9 protein-coding genes, 3 rRNA genes and 1 riboswitch are annotated in these 16394 nt (G+C 46.1%); all 12 genes read left to right on the top strand.

Going from position 1 to position 16394, the window contains the following annotated elements; translation table 11 throughout:
* Positions 1 to 33 precede the first annotated feature (33 nt).
* The 12 genes from pheT to lepB all read left to right on the top strand — a co-directional run bounded on the left by pheT (position 34) and on the right by lepB (position 16383).
* The gene (gene pheT, locus AC04Q4_RS01790; RefSeq protein ID WP_173739137.1) at positions 34 to 2451 is read left to right on the top strand and encodes a phenylalanine--tRNA ligase subunit beta; all 2418 of its coding nucleotides are present in this window, start codon (positions 34 to 36) and stop codon (positions 2449 to 2451) included.
* Entirely contained in the window at positions 2451 to 3059 is a 609-nt protein-coding gene (locus AC04Q4_RS01795) for a histidine phosphatase family protein (RefSeq protein ID WP_187307664.1), read from the top strand. The genes pheT and AC04Q4_RS01795 overlap by 1 nt, the downstream gene beginning before the upstream one ends.
* A gap of 410 nt (positions 3060 to 3469) precedes the next feature.
* Positions 3470 to 3655 (top strand): ferrous iron transport protein A, encoded by a 186-nt coding sequence (locus AC04Q4_RS01800; RefSeq protein WP_476388368.1) that lies wholly within the window; start codon positions 3470 to 3472, stop codon positions 3653 to 3655.
* 228 nt (positions 3656 to 3883) lie between these two features.
* A complete protein-coding gene (locus tag AC04Q4_RS01805) occupies positions 3884 to 5545 on the top strand; it encodes a MotA/TolQ/ExbB proton channel family protein (RefSeq protein ID WP_476388369.1) in 1662 nt (553 codons plus the stop codon).
* A gap of 15 nt (positions 5546 to 5560) precedes the next feature.
* Entirely contained in the window at positions 5561 to 6700 is a 1140-nt protein-coding gene (locus AC04Q4_RS01810; RefSeq protein ID WP_476388370.1) for an OmpA family protein, read from the top strand.
* Positions 6701 to 7811: 1111 nt separating this feature from the next.
* A 16S ribosomal RNA gene (locus tag AC04Q4_RS01815) occupies positions 7812 to 9341 on the top strand.
* A gap of 60 nt (positions 9342 to 9401) precedes the next feature.
* A 5S ribosomal RNA gene (gene rrf, locus AC04Q4_RS01820) occupies positions 9402 to 9519 on the top strand.
* Between the two features lie 331 nt (positions 9520 to 9850).
* Positions 9851 to 12737, top strand: a 23S ribosomal RNA gene (locus AC04Q4_RS01825).
* Together the 16S, 23S and 5S rRNA genes form the textbook arrangement of a ribosomal RNA operon.
* Before the next feature lie 201 nt (positions 12738 to 12938).
* Positions 12939 to 13040: riboswitch (TPP riboswitch) on the top strand.
* Entirely contained in the window at positions 13037 to 13732 is a 696-nt protein-coding gene (locus AC04Q4_RS01830) for an energy-coupled thiamine transporter ThiT (protein WP_476388371.1), read from the top strand. It overlaps the preceding riboswitch by 4 nt.
* Before the next feature lie 572 nt (positions 13733 to 14304).
* A complete protein-coding gene (locus tag AC04Q4_RS01835; RefSeq protein WP_173737131.1) occupies positions 14305 to 15180 on the top strand; it encodes a methionyl aminopeptidase in 876 nt (291 codons plus the stop codon).
* 138 nt (positions 15181 to 15318) lie between these two features.
* The gene (gene rplS / locus AC04Q4_RS01840; RefSeq protein WP_119240546.1) at positions 15319 to 15666 is read left to right on the top strand and encodes a 50S ribosomal protein L19; all 348 of its coding nucleotides are present in this window, start codon (positions 15319 to 15321) and stop codon (positions 15664 to 15666) included.
* A 108-nt stretch (positions 15667 to 15774) separates the two neighbouring features.
* Positions 15775 to 16383, top strand: a complete 609-nt coding sequence (lepB, locus tag AC04Q4_RS01845; RefSeq protein ID WP_173755300.1) for a signal peptidase I — start codon at positions 15775 to 15777, stop codon at positions 16381 to 16383.
* Positions 16384 to 16394: the final 11 nt, after the last annotated feature.

A 16394-nucleotide genomic window follows, 5' to 3' on the forward strand; every position in this document is an offset into this window, starting at 1 on the left:
TAGTAAATATAGAAAAAAGAAGGGACAACCAAAATGAATACTTCATTATCTTGGATTAAAACATATGTGCCGGATCTGGATGTAACGGCACAGGAATATACAGATGCCATGACTTTAACAGGTACAAAGGTAGAAGGCTTTACAGAGCTGGATGCAGATCTTGACAAAATCGTGATCGGTCAGATCGACAAGATCGAGAAACATCCGGATGCAGACAAGCTGATCATCTGCCAGGTAAATATCGGAACAGAGAGCGTACAGATCGTAACAGGTGCTCCGAATGTAAAAGAGGGAGACAAAGTTCCGGTTGTTCTTGATGGCGGACGTGTTGCAGGCGGTCATGACGGAAAAATGACTGCTGGCGGAATCAAGATCAAAAAAGGCAAACTTCGCGGCGTGGAGTCCTGCGGTATGATGTGCTCCATTGAAGAGCTGGGAAGTACAAGAGAGATGTATCCGGAAGCACCGGAGTACGGAATCTATATTTTTCCTGAGGATGCAGTAGTCGGTGAGAGTGCTGTTAAAGCACTTGGTCTTGACGATGTGGTATTTGAGTATGAGATTACTTCCAACCGTGTGGATTGCTACGGTGTTCTTGGAATCGCAAGAGAGGCAGCAGCAACTTTTCAGAAGAAATTCTGCCCGCCTGTTGTAGAGATTAAGGGAAATGATGAAAAAGCTTCCGATTATGTAAAGGTTACTGTGCAGGATCCGGAGCTCTGCCCGCGCTACTGTGCAAGAGTTGTAAAAAATGTCAAGATCGGTCCGTCTCCGAAGTGGATGCAGAGATGCCTGGCTTCCAACGGAATCCGTCCGATCAACAATCTGGTTGATATTACAAACTACGTAATGGAAGAGTTTGGACAGCCGATGCATGCGTATGACCTGGATACTATTGCAAACAAAGAGATCGTTGTACGTCGTGCGGGAAAGGATGAGAAATTTGTTACACTGGATGGCCAGGAGCGTACTATGGACGAGAACGTTCTGATGATCTGCGATGGTGAGAAAGCAGTTGGTATTGCCGGTATCATGGGTGGTGAAAACTCCATGATCACAGATGATGTGAAGACAGTTCTTTTTGAGGCTGCATGCTTCGATGGAACAAGTATCCGTCTTTCTTCCAAGAGAATCGGTCTTCGTACAGATGCTTCCGGTAAATTCGAGAAAGGTCTTGACCCGAACAATGCACAGGCAGCTATTGACCGCGCATGCCAGCTGATGGAAGAGCTTGGCGCAGGTGAGGTTGTCGGAGGAATGGTTGATGTCTGCAATGAGACAAGAGAGCCATCCAGAGTTAAATTTGAGCCGGAGAAGATCAACAAGCTTCTTGGAACCAGTCTTACAAAAGAAGAGATGATCGAATATCTCGGACGTGTAGAGCTGGCATATGACGAGAAGACAGATGAGATCGTTGCACCTACTTTCCGTCAGGATATCCACTGCAATGCAGATGTTGCAGAGGAAGTTGCAAGATTTTACGGTTATGATAAGATTCCGATGACACTTCCGACAGGAGAGGCTACAACAGGTAAACTTCCGTTCAAACTTCGTATCCAGGAAGTTGCAAGAGATATTGCCGAGTACTGCGGATTTTCAGAAGGAATGTCCTATTCTTTCGAAAGCCCGAAGGTATTTGATAAGCTCTGTATCCCTGCAGACAGTGATCTTCGTAAAGTTATCACTATCAGCAATCCGCTTGGAGAGGACTACAGCATCATGCGTACAAGTACGCTGAACGGTATGCTTGCATCCCTTTCCACTAACTATAACAGACGTAACAAAGATGTTCGCCTTTACGAACTTGGAAATGTTTATCTTCCGAAGTCACTGCCGATCACAGAGCTTCCGGATGAGCGTACCATGTTTACACTTGGAATGTATGGAAAAGGTGATTTCTTCGACATGAAAGGTGTATGCGAGGAGTTCTTTGAGAAAATCGGCATGAAGAAAAAAATTAATTATGATCCGAAGAGCGCGAAGCCGTTCCTTCATCCTGGAAGACAGGCAAATATGATTTATGAGGGTAAAGTTGTCGGATATTTAGGAGAGGTTCATCCATCTGTTGCAGATAACTACTCCATCGGTGAGAAGGCGTATATTGCAGTGATCGATATCCTGGATGTTCTTGAATTTGCAGGATTCAACCACAAATACACCGGAATTGCAAAATATCCGGCTGTAACACGTGACTTAAGCCTTGTAGTTCCTCACGAAGTTCTTGCAGGACAGATCGAGGAGATCTTTGACCAGAGAGGCGGAAACATTCTGGAGAGCTATCAGCTGTTTGATATCTATGAAGGTGCACAGATTGAGAAAGGCTTCAAATCCATGGCTTATTCACTGGTATTCCGTGCTCATGACAAGACTCTTGGAGAGAATGAGATCTCAGCAGTAATGAAGAAAATCATGAACGGACTGAACGGACTTGGAATCGAGCTGAGAAGCTGATGCTGATCTATATTGTAAGACATGGCCTGACAGAGTGGAATAAATTAAAAAAGCTCCAGGGCGCAGCGGATGTTCCTCTTGCGAAAGAAGGGATTCTCCTTGCGGAAAAAACAGGCGAGGCTTTAAAGGATGTAAAGTTTGATATCTGTTTTACCAGTCCGCTTTCAAGGGCAAGGCAGACGGCAGAGTGCGTTCTGGGCGACCGAAATGTTCCAATCATACCGGACAAGCGTATTCAGGAGATTAATTTCGGTGATCTGGAAGGCGGCTGTGTGAGAGATGCAGAGGGGAATTATATTGATCCGCAGGTTGAGACATTTTTCCGTGATCCTGTGAATTTTAAACGGCCGGAAAATGGAGAGGATATCTTTGATGTGATTGCCCGCACAAAAGATTTCTGGGAAGAAAAAACTTCAGATCCGTCCCTTGCGGATAAAACGGTTCTGGTTGCTTCCCACGGATGTGCAGTCCGTGCACTCCTCCAGAATATCTATCATGATCCGGAGAATTTCTGGCACGGATGCGTGCCGCCGAACTGCTGCGTCAATCTTGTAGAAGTGAAGAATGGGAAAACAGTACTTCTGGAAGAAGACAAAGTTTACGCATAAATAGTACTGAGAAACGCAGAATAACTGTAGTGGTTGTTCTGCGTTGTTTTTTTGTGAAAAATATACAGGTTGCGATTGACTAATTACGATAAAGCGAGATAAAATATACAGAAGAAACAAATATTTCAGAAAAATAAAAGTTAAACTCTCCTAATTCTATAAGTATACAGAATTGCGCGTTAATTTAACCGAATCAAGTAAGTCCCCTGCTTCAATTGCGAGGAGCAATAAGCAGTGGGTGGGACTTACTTGTATCAGGAGGGGTACAAGCCCCTCCTGATAAACTGCGGAGCAGTTATTCGGTTATGAGCAAGTAGCGAAAGCGGATTGCGAATATCCGATTGACAAGATTACACAAGGAGAGAGAATAATTACCGACAGTGACGTGACATATGAAATGGGGTGAGTATATGCAGTCATTAAATGAGACCAATGCAGGTGAAAGTTATACCATCAAATGGATGACCGGAATGCCGGAGGTCATGGATCAGATCAGGCAGTATGATGTCAGGGAAGGCAAGAGTGTGCAGGTGATCAGCCGGATCCTCGGAGGCGTGATTGTTGGTGTCAGAAGGACGAAGAATCCTGATCAGTGATGATGCAGCCTGCAGGATCAAGGTGTGAATGTTAAATAAGCGGCGGATACTTTTATCCTCGCGGGATATTGCCGGTGAACAGTAACAAGGACAGTTCTTTTTGAAGGGGAATTGTCCTTTACTGTTGTTTTGTGGGATGTGTTATGATACTATGGTACAAAAGACAGACTTTTTTCGAAAATATAGCAGTAATTTATGAAAATGCTATAGAATAAGGGGAGGCAAATTATGGGAAAAAAGTTTATGAATACAGTGCTGTTTCTGGCAGTAGCCGCGGCAGCCGCGACGCTCACTGCTTATGTGGGTAAGGGGTCCGGAAATGTATTATTTTATAATTTTGCTTTTCTGGGGATCATGGTGATCATATATGCTGTGGGACTTTTTGCCGGGTTATACCGGATGGATAATCTGACAGCAGCTCTGAGGCATGGAGCAAGTGAGATCACAGAAGTGTTTCAGCTTCCGGGAAGGGCCAGAAAAGAAGAAATCAGTCAGTTACGGGGGCTTTTTGGCGACAAATATCTGGATAAGAAGATGGATGATTTTGTCGACAGCATCAGCCGGACAGAAGAAGGAATTGCTGAGGTGGAGGACTTCGTGAACATTGATGATGTGGATGTTCATATTCACAAGCGTCTTCTGGAGATGGCTCCGGATATTTTTACAAGCCTTGGTATTCTTGGCACATTTATTGGTCTTGTGTGGGGACTGAAGAATTTTCAGCCTACGGATTATGAAGTGATGACAACTTCCGTATCTGCACTGGTAGATGGAATCAAGGTTGCGTTTCTCACTTCTATTTATGGCGTTGCGCTGTCTGTTGTGTATACATTCGGGATGAAGAGCGGATATTCTTCCATGTCCCAGGCTATGCAGGACTTTCTGGATCGTTTTCATGCACTGGTACTGCCTACTGCAGAGAATGAATCATGGAATCTTCTTGTTTCCAGCCAGAAGACACAGACTGAGGCCATGAAACAAATGGCAGAACAGTTTTCCGTGCAGATGGCAGACAGCTTTGAGAAGGTGATCACACCGACATTCCGGAAGATGAACGATTCCCTTGATATGCTGACTGCTTCTGTGACTAAAGGGCAGCAGGATGCTATCCGCGAGATTCTGGATACATTTTTGAGTGAGATGCACGGATCTTTTCAGATGCAGTTTGAGGACTTTAATGATGCTCTGTCAGAACTTAAGAAAGCACAGAAGGATAATACAGAGTATACCTCCGAGCTCTATAAGACCATGAGTAGCCAGCTGAGCGAAACCTTTACCAAACAGGAACGAGCTATGCGTGATGCTATCACAGAGATCGATGAGATGCAGAGTAAATATATGAAGACTGCAGACCGTATTATCCGTGATAACCAGATGATCCAGCAGCTTCAGAAGAAAGAGTATGAGAAGCTTGCAGAGCATATGCACGAGAATGAAAAAGCATCGTCTGATCTTTGGAAGTCCTGCAATGAGTCTATGCGCCAGTATGTGGACAGTGCAGCGGAGGGCATGAAGACTGCAGCAGATTCCAATAAGATCAGCGCAGAGCTTCTTCGTGAAGATAAGAAGATGATCGGGAATTTTGAGACTAAGATGAATGAATTCACTGAGAGCCAGAAAATGGTCAGTGCAACACTGGATGAGGTACGCAGACTTCTTTCTGAGATCAAGACTGCGAAGAATAATCGTGATATTCATCTGGTTGCCGGTCAGCCGTGGGGATATGGAAGCGGTGTCGGGGTGCAGGAACTGAAGGAGAAACTTGACAGTCTGGAAGATCTTTTGGATGGCCAGGGTGCGAGACAGGAGGCTCTTCTTGATGAGATTGAGAGGAGTATCCGTGAGATGACAAAAGTAGCCCAGAAGGGACGTTTTGGCTTATTTAAATAAAGGAGAGAATTGTTAATGCGCAAAAAACGAAGGTCAGAGGATGGAGGCTTCAATATCTGGCGTTCTTATTCGGACATGATGGCAGGTGTTCTGCTTCTTTTTGTGCTGATCATGTGCGTTACCCTTTTTCAGGCACAGAAGAGCTATGATGACAGCCTGAAGGAGAGGGATGAAAAAATTGCTCTTCAGGAAACGTATACGGAAGAACTTCTGGAGAAACAGAAGACTCTTGATGAGCAGGCTGGTACTTTGAAAAGTCAGGATGAACAGATCAAGTCCAAGGATGAAACGATCAAATCTCAGGATGAAAAGCTTTCTTCTCTGGCGGAGAGGCTTACAGAACAGCAAAAGACCCTCGAGGAACAGCAGAAAACACTTAAGGAGCAGCAGAAGAAGTTGGCTTTGCAGAAAAAGAAACTAAGTGCCCAGCAGGATACTCTTGAGGAGCAGCAGTCTGCACTGGATGAAAAGACAGAGCTTTTGGCAACTCAGCAGCAGAAGATCGATAAGATCATTGGTGTGAAGGCTGAGGTTGTGGAGGCTTTGCAGAAGGAATTTTCAAAAAAGAATCTCAATGTTGATATTGATTCCCAGACTGGTGCGCTGACATTGAACGCTAACGTTATGTTTGATTATGATCAGGCTGAACTTACGGATTCCGGTAAGATGACGTTGTCTATGGTGTTGCCTACATATTGTAAGGTTCTTCTGGCTGATTCTTATAAGAAGTATCTTGGCGAGATCATTATTGATGGTTATACAGATACGGATGGTGATTACAGCTATAATCTGGAACTGTCACAGAAGAGGTCTCTGGCTGTGGCTCAGTATCTTCTGGATATTGAGGGGGATTTTTTGAAGGATAAGCAGATTCAGGAACTTCAGGATTGCCTGACTGTTAATGGACATTCCATGTCAGATCCTGTTCTGGATGCAGATGGGAATGTGGATAAGGATGCGTCCAGGCGTGTAGAGGTGAAGTTCCGGCTCAAAGATGAGGAAATGATCCAGGAGCTGAACAAGATCATGCAGGCAGATGGGACTTCTGAAAGTAAGGATAGCAAGGCCGGTACAGATAAGAAGGCGAAAAAAGATGATAGTAAGGATTCTTCGACAGATTCTGGTAGTGCGAAGTCAGATAGTAAGAATAATTGATGTGTGAAGTGGAGAGGTTCCGGACTGCGGCGTTTGTGGTCTGGGGCTTCTTTTTTTGTATTAACGAACGTACGCCGTGGAGCTGGGGTCTGGCCGGGCAGGGCTTCGTCGGGGGAAACTACTAGGACTCCGTGAATCGGCTAAAACCATTTCCAAAAATCCTGAACTCGCTGCGCTCAGACAGCAGGATTTTTGAAAATAACGCCGATCCCCGCAGCCCAAGTAGTTTCGACCCTCCTGCAGAGTTGCCCGGACAGACCCCAGCTCCACGGCTGGTAGTCAATTGGGTGAAGGACGGATGCGGACGCGATTGCGCCCTGTCCTGTGTTGATGAGTAGTGTGAGGGTGAAGCGGTATTGGTATGATGGTGAGATTAGAAGAGTGTGACGTGAGGGGGTTCCTCGGCACAACGCTCCATACGGAATATCGCAGCATACAGACAAAAGTCAATAATGTTACACATCGAAGATGTAACACGAGTTCCGTGCCCAACGGGGTGGGAGCGCGAGGGAGGGCGTTCGGGCTTCGGAACTCTGAGATCGCCTTCCCTCGCACTGTCCACATTGGAAATGTGACGTGCGTAGCCAGTGGTCCCTCCATGCCAATGGAAATTAACAAATTTAGCCAAACAAACAAAATAATCAAAAAAATTTGAATTTTATGGTTGACAAGCATAACTCCCAGTGGTATTATAACTGAGCTGTCGCAAATAATTGTTTTTGAAAAACAAACAATTAAAAAGAATTTCAGAAAAATGAAATTGACAGTTGACAAAAGACAGAAGATATGATAAAGTATCCAAGTCGCCAACAAAGCGGCAACAAAATCTTAACTCAAAAATGTTTGAAAAAAACTTAAAAAAGTGCTTGACAAACAAAAAGAGATGAGATAAAATAAACGAGCTGTCTGAGAGACAGACACAACAAACCTTGATAACTAAACAGTGAAACACATACGATTCTCGAAAATTTCTTTACATTTAAAGAACGGTTCGGGTGAATGCGAAAGCATGAACCTGCTCCGATGAGCGGAAGCGAGTCGGAGTTACGACCTATTTAGCAGTAAAAACGAGAGATAGCCAAACGGTTGTCTTGAGATTGAATCAAACATTTTATCAGAGAGTTTGATCCTGGCTCAGGATGAACGCTGGCGGCGTGCTTAACACATGCAAGTCGAACGGGAAACCTTTTATTGAAGCTTCGGCAGATTTAGATTGTTTCTAGTGGCGGACGGGTGAGTAACGCGTGGGTAACCTGCCTTATACAGGGGGATAACAGTCAGAAATGGCTGCTAATACCGCATAAGCGCACAGGACCGCATGGTCTGGTGTGAAAAACTCCGGTGGTATAAGATGGACCCGCGTTGGATTAGCTAGTTGGCAGGGTAACGGCCTACCAAGGCGACGATCCATAGCCGGCCTGAGAGGGTGAACGGCCACATTGGGACTGAGACACGGCCCAGACTCCTACGGGAGGCAGCAGTGGGGAATATTGCACAATGGGGGAAACCCTGATGCAGCGACGCCGCGTGAAGGAAGAAGTATCTCGGTATGTAAACTTCTATCAGCAGGGAAGAAAATGACGGTACCTGACTAAGAAGCCCCGGCTAACTACGTGCCAGCAGCCGCGGTAATACGTAGGGGGCAAGCGTTATCCGGATTTACTGGGTGTAAAGGGAGCGTAGACGGATGGACAAGTCTGATGTGAAAGGCTGGGGCTCAACCCCGGGACTGCATTGGAAACTGCCCGTCTTGAGTGCCGGAGAGGTAAGCGGAATTCCTAGTGTAGCGGTGAAATGCGTAGATATTAGGAGGAACACCAGTGGCGAAGGCGGCTTACTGGACGGTAACTGACGTTAAGGCTCGAAAGCGTGGGGAGCAAACAGGATTAGATACCCTGGTAGTCCACGCGGTAAACGATGAATGCTAGGTGTCGGGGAGCAAAGCTCTTCGGTGCCGCCGCAAACGCATTAAGCATTCCACCTGGGGAGTACGTTCGCAAGAATGAAACTCAAAGGAATTGACGGGGACCCGCACAAGCGGTGGAGCATGTGGTTTAATTCGAAGCAACGCGAAGAACCTTACCAAGTCTTGACATCCCCCTGACCGGAACTTAACCGTTCCTTTCCTTCGGGACAGGGGAGACAGGTGGTGCATGGTTGTCGTCAGCTCGTGTCGTGAGATGTTGGGTTAAGTCCCGCAACGAGCGCAACCCCTATCCTCAGTAGCCAGCATATAAGGTGGGCACTCTGTGGAGACTGCCAGGGATAACCTGGAGGAAGGCGGGGATGACGTCAAATCATCATGCCCCTTATGATTTGGGCTACACACGTGCTACAATGGCGTAAACAAAGGGAAGCGAGCCCGCGAGGGTAAGCAAATCCCAAAAATAACGTCCCAGTTCGGATTGTAGTCTGCAACTCGACTACATGAAGCTGGAATCGCTAGTAATCGCGGATCAGAATGCCGCGGTGAATACGTTCCCGGGTCTTGTACACACCGCCCGTCACACCATGGGAGTCAGTAACGCCCGAAGTCAGTGACCTAACCGCAAGGGAGGAGCTGCCGAAGGCGGGACCGATGACTGGGGTGAAGTCGTAACAAGGTAGCCGTATCGGAAGGTGCGGCTGGATCACCTCCTTTCTAAGGAAAAAGTAGAGAAACAAGATGTGTTTTACTGTTTAGCTATCAAGCTGAAAGATTTCTGGTGCCGATGCGGTTGGGGGACACACCCGTTCCCATCCCGAACACGACGGTTAAGACCCAATCGGCCGATGGTACTGCACTGGAGACGGTGTGGGAGAGCAGGTGGGCGCCAGATCAAAAAAAGAAAAACAGGAGAGATACCTGATGAGAATATATAGCTGGTTTTACCAGTGATCTGAGAGTTTAAAAAGCTAGTTTGTCCTTTCAGATGGCTGATAAAACATCAGTCAGCATTGTACCTTGAAAACTGCATACATGAAATTTGATTAAGTTAATCAAATATCCTTAAACGCAAAGTATTAAGAAATTAATGCAAACGCAAAGATAGGAAGACATCGATTTATCTGTTATGAACAGAGTAATCAAACACCGTTGTAAAACGCGAGAGCGTGATACAACAGAGAATCAAGAGACCGCATCACCTACGCTAGGGTGATGAAGCGAAAGGTCAAGCAATAAGGGCACAGGGCGGATGCCTTGGCACTAAGAGCCGATGAAAGACGTGATAAGCTGCGAAAAGCTTCGGGGAGGAGCAAATATCCCGTGATCCGGAGATTTCTGAATGGGGAAACCCGCATGAGAAGACCTCATGCATCCATACGCCAATCCATAACGTATGGAAGGGAACCCGGGGAACTGAAACATCTAAGTACCCGGAGGAAAAGAAAGAAACATCGATTCCGTAAGTAGCGGCGAGCGAACGCGGAGGAGCCTAAACCGGTGTGCGTGCATGCCGGGGTCATGGACTGCATTTAAGATTCAGCGAAGTTAACAGAACGGTTTTGGGAAAGCCGGCCGGAGAGGGTGAAAGCCCCGTACGTGAAAGCCAAGCTGACTGAGCAGGATCCGGAGTACCACGAGACACGAGGAACCTTGTGGGAAGTAAGGGGGACCACCCCCTAAGGCTAAATACTACTTAGTGACCGATAGCGCATAGTACTGTGAAGGAAAGGTGAAAAGGACCCCGGGAGGGGAGTGAAAGAGAACCTGAAACCCTGTGTCTACAAGCTGTGGAAGTGCTTTATATGCACAACCGCGTACTTTTTGTAGAACGGTCCGGCGAGTTACGCTTACTGGCAAGGTTAAGCACTTCAGGTGTGGAGCCGTAGGGAAACCAAGTCTTAAGAGGGCCAGAGTCAGTAGGAGTAGACCCGAAACCGGGTGATCTATCCATGTCCAGGTTGAAGCTGCCGTAAGAGGTAGTGGAGGACCGAACCCACATCCGTTGAAAAGGGTGGGGATGAGGTGTGGATAGGGGAGAAATTCCAATCGAACCCGGAGATAGCTGGTTCTCCTCGAAATAGCTTTAGGGCTAGCCTCGGTGTGAGTCTTGCGGAGGTAGAGCACTGAATTTCCTAGGGGGCGTCAAAGCCTACCGAAGAATATCAAACTCCGAATGCCGTGTAGATATCACCGGGAGTCAGACTGCACGAGATAAGTTGGGCGGTCAAAAGGGAAAGAGCCCAGACCTACAGTTAAGGTCCCAAAGTGCGCGTTAAGTGGAAAAGGATGTGGGATTTCGAAGACAACCAGGATGTTGGCTCAGAAGCAGCCATACATTCAAAGAGTGCGTAATAGCTCACTGGTCGAGAGGTCCTGCGCCGAAAATGTCCGGGGCTGAAACGCGCCACCGAAACTAAGGAATCCGAAAGGATTGGTAGAGGAGCATTGTATATGGGAAGAAGCAGTACCGTAAGGAGCTGTGGACTGTATAGAAGAGAGAATGCCGGAATGAGTAGCGAGATAGAGGTGGGAATCCTCTAGGCCGAATATCCAAGGTTTCCAGGGTAAAGCTGATCTGCCCTGGGTGAGTCGGGACCTAAGGTGAGGGCGGGAGCCGTAGCCGATGGACAACAGGTTGATATTCCTGTACTGCAGTATAACAGAACTGTGGGGACACGTAAGGAGAGCGGGAGCCGGGAATGGAAAGCCCGGTACAAGCGAGGTACCAGTATGGTAGGAAAATCCGCCATGCAATGGGAAGACGTGATGTGGAGCGAATTTTAGTAGCGAAGCCCGTGAGCCATGCGTCAAGAAAAGCCGCTATTGTTTATACTGTACCCGTACCGTAAACCGACACAGGTGGATGAGGAGAGAATCCTAAGGCCGGCGGAAGAAGTATTGCCAAGGAACTCGGCAAAATGGCCCCGTAACTTAGGGAGAAGGGGTGCCTGCGAGAGCAGGCCGCAGAGAATAGGCTCAAGCAACTGTTTAGCAAAAACACAGGTCTATGCGAAACCGAAAGGTGAGGTATATGGGCTGACGCCTGCCCGGTGCTGGAAGGTTAAGAGGAGAGGTTAGACGTAAGTCGAAGCTTTGAATTTAAGCCCCAGTAAACGGCGGCCGTAACTATAACGGTCCTAAGGTAGCGAAATTCCTTGTCGGGTAAGTTCCGACCCGCACGAAAGGCGTAATGATTTGAGCGCTGTCTCGGCAATACATCCGGTGAAATTGAAGTGCCAGTGAAGATGCTGGCTACCCGCGCCAGGACGGAAAGACCCCATGGAGCTTTACTCCAGTTTGGCACTGGGGTCCGGTGTTGCATGTACAGGATAGGTGGGAGGCTGAGAAACGGTAACGTCAGTTGCCGCGGAGCCGCTGTTGGGATACCACCCTTGTGATATTGGGCTTCTAACCAGCCGCCGTAATCCGGCGGTGGGACAATGCCAGGCGGGGAGTTTGACTGGGGCGGTCGCCTCCGAAAGGGTATCGGAGGCGCCCAAAGGTTCCCTCAGAATGGACGGAAACCATTCGAAGAGTGCAAAGGCAGAAGGGAGCTTGACTGCGACACCGACGGGTGGAGCAGGTACGAAAGTAGGGCTTAGTGATCCGGTGGTATTAAGTGGGAATGCCATCGCTCAACGGATAAAAGCTACCCTGGGGATAACAGGCTTATCACTCCCAAGAGTTCACATCGACGGAGTGGTTTGGCACCTCGATGTCGGCTCATCGCATCCTGGGGCTGTAGTAGGTCCCAAGGGTTGGGCTGTTCGCCCATTAAAGCGGTACGCGAGCTGGGTTCAGAACGTCGTGAGACAGTTCGGTCCCTATCCGGCGTGGGCGTAGGATATCTGAGAGGAGCTGTCCTTAGTACGAGAGGACCGGGATGGACGGACCGCTGGTGGACCGGTTGGCTTGCCAAAGCCATGGCCGGGTAGCCAAGTCCGGAAGGGATAAACGCTGAAGGCATCTAAGCGTGAAGCCCCCCTCAAGATGAGATATCCCATTCTTATGAAGTAAACCCCCTTGAAGACGACGAGGTAGATAGGGCAAGGGTGGAAGTGTGGCAACACATGGAGCTGACTGTTACTAATCGGGTGAGGGCTTGACCAAGAAACGCAGGTTAAAATTGATTCAAAATACGATTAACAATCATCACCAAAACCATGTATGTAGTTTTCAAGCTACAAGGAAAGAGTAAAACAGGTAAGTAAACCATTTAAAATTGGTTCATTTACCTGTTTTTATTACTCATTTTTTCTCAAAAACCTCATGATCATACATATTTACACCCACTTCCCCATGTGCTACAATAGGTAAGACCAAGGGAGCCGGACAGGCTGAGAGGAAGCACAAGCTTCGACCTTTGAACTTGATTTGGGTAATCCCAACGTAAGGAGGAGAGAAAGAATATGTTTGATTTTCTTGTGACTGCCGACGGCGGTCTCACAACGGCAGGTTACACTGCATCTATCGTAGCAGTTCTGGTACTTGTAGTTCTTATAGCTGCATTACTTCAGAAGAAAACATCCACTTTAAAACTTACCACACAGCAGCTTGTTACCTGCGCGGCAGCACTTGCCCTGGCATATGTAACATCTTATATTAAGCTGTTTAAACTGCCATTTGGCGGATCTGTAACTTTGTTCAGCATGCTGTTTATTGTTCTGATCGGTTACTGGTACGGTGTTAAGGTTGGAATTCTTACAGGCCTTGTATATGGAATTTTCCAGTTCCTGCAGGAGCCATATGTGCTTTCATTTTTTCAGGTATGCTGTGATTACATCTTTGCATTCGGAGCAATGGGACTTTCCGGATTATTTACGAAATCCAAAAAATATGGCCTTCTGAAAGCCTATATTACAGCCATACTGGCAAGAGGTGCATTCCACGCGCTAGGTGGATATATCTACTGGATGGATTATATGCCGGATAATTTCCCGAAATCCCTGACTGCATTGTATCCGATCATCTATAACTACAGTTATATTCTTCTGGAAGGTATATTGACCATTGTGGTGATTTCTGTCCCGGCAGTATCCAGTGCACTTGGAAGAATGCGGGCAATGGCAACCGGCGGAAATCGTCAGCCGGCAGCGCAGAAATGATATAATCAAATAATAAAAAAGATCGCAGGCTCATCTTTAAAAGATACATTGTATAATCAGAAAAGATGAATCCGCGATCTTTTTTATTGAATGATCTTATCCGCTTGATTTATCGATAACATTTTTTGCAGGCAGTGTAACCACGTTGCTTTGCCTGACTGAGAGTAACCTTACACGTACGGTTTGGATTCATATTTCCACAGTTGGGAATTCTGTGATATTTTTTGCCTGTGGCAGGAATCCATACGGAGGATTGGACCTGTGGTTTGGAAGATCTTTTAGCTTTTTCATTTGTAAAACTCCTTCCATAGAGATATGTTATAAGCTTATTATAATAGAAGATATTGAGAAAACAATAAAAACCATATATTTCGAGAAAATTCGATATGATATCAATATAAAAGTTATATAAAACAAACCAAAAACACAAAGAATACTTTTATCTTAAAGCAAGTTGTGCTATGATAAATCAGGCAGAGAAAACATTCGATTTGCGGCAGATATCATATATCTGACAATATAAAAAACAAAAGAAAAAGCAGCGATACAACTGCGAAAAGGAGAAGAAAAAGATGGCTAAAAAGATTGAAAGAAATGATCCGTGCTGGTGTGGAAGCGGAAAGAAATATAAAAAATGCCATGAAGCATTTGATGAAAAGATGGAGCTCATGAAAAAGAAGGGATATGCGGTTCTTGACCATGATCTGATTAAGACACCTGCACAGATTGAGAAGATCAAAGAGAGCTGCAAGATTAATATTGCAGTTCTTGATTATGTTGCAGAGCATATCGGACCAGGCGTAACCACACAGCAGATCGATGACTGGGTACATGAGGAAACGGTACGCCATGGAGGAATTCCGGCACCACTTAATTATGAAGGTTTTCCAAAGAGTGTGTGTACCTCTATCAATGAAGTGGTATGCCACGGAATACCGGATGAGGAGATCGTTCTGAAAGAAGGAGATATTGTCAATGTAGATGTTTCCACGATTTATCAGGGATATTTTTCTGATTCCTCCCGTATGTTCTGCATTGGCAAAGTAAGCCCTGAGAAGGAGAAGCTTGTCCGTGTAACAAAAGAATGCGTAGAGCTTGGCCTTGAGCAGGTAAAACCATGGACTCCGATCGGAAATATGGGAAGTGCAGTGCACAAACATGCAGTTGAAAATGGCTACACTGTAGTCAGGGAAATAGGTGGCCACGGAGTAGGCCTTGAATTCCACGAAGATCCGTGGGTAAGCTATACATCAAAAGAAGATACCGGCGTACTTATGGTTCCGGGAATGATCTTCACAATCGAGCCGATGGTTAATATGGGATCCGATGAGATCTATACAGACGAGATCGATGACTGGACTGTACGTACGGAAGATGGCCTTCCGTCAGCACAGTGGGAGATCATGGTACTTGTCACAGAGACAGGACATGAGGTACTCTGCTGGTAAAACCCCTCGAAAATCCAGGAAAAAAGTTCTTGCATTGAGAACTTTTCTAGTGTATAATCACTTATGTTGTGAAAAAAGATGGTCCTCTGTTACCATATGGGTATTAAGAACATCCAGTATAATTAAGGAGAGAAAGACATGAACGAAATTATTAAGAACATTGAGTCCGCTCAGCTGAAAGCTGAAGTACCGCAGTTCCGCGTAGGAGACACAGTAAGAGTACACGCACTTATCAAAGAGGGAACACGTGAGCGTGTTCAGATCTTCGAGGGTACAGTACTTAAGAGACAGGGAGGAAGCACAAGAGAGACTTTCACAGTTAGAAAGAGCTCCAACGGTGTTGGTGTTGAAAAGACATGGCCGCTTCATTCCCCACACGTAGTTAAGGTTGAGGTTATCCGTCGTGGTAAAGTACGTCGTGCTAAACTGAACTACCTGAGAGATCGTGTAGGTAAAGCAGCTAAGGTTAAAGAGCTTGTAAAATAATTTCATATGTAAAGAGTTGGGGACAATAACATTTGCTATTGTCCCTCTTTTTACATCAGCAGGCATAAAATCATATCCGATATTTTTATGCTGTACAGGGGACTGAATATGAGATTAAAAGAAAAAATAAAAATTGACAGTCTGAAGGAAAACATAACTGTGTCTGAAGCAAGAGAGAAACTTCGCGATGACAGGACACGAGGGATTGTCAAATGGATATTTGAGATTGCTGTAACCATCGTTTTTGCGATTTTGGTGGCAATTTCCGGATTTCAGAGTGTGACGCTGCAGGAGAGTGCCATGGAACCCACTTATTCCGTAGGGGAGAAATTTTTTGTAAACAGGGCTATTTATAAATTTGGTTCTCCGAAGCGCGGTGATGTGATCGTGTTTAAGACAAGTGCCAGCGATGATGCAGCACTCCACATTCGAAGAGTGATCGGACTTCCGGGGGAGACTGTCCTTATCAAAGATGGCCAGGTGTACATCAACGGAAAAGTGTATGATGAGAACGGAGCTTATGCGGATATCACCAATGCAGGGCTTGCAGAAAGCTCTATCACACTGGAGAGCGGGGAATATTTTGTTCTGGGAGATAACCGGAACAACAGTGAGGACAGCCGTTTCAGTGATATTGGAAACATAAGCAAGAAATATATTGTAGGAAAACTGTGGTTTACAGTTTCTCCGAAGAGTAAAATTGGTTTTATAAAATAAATGAGGTGAAT

The sequence above is a fragment of the Blautia sp. HA8986 genome (assembly GCF_056504635.1).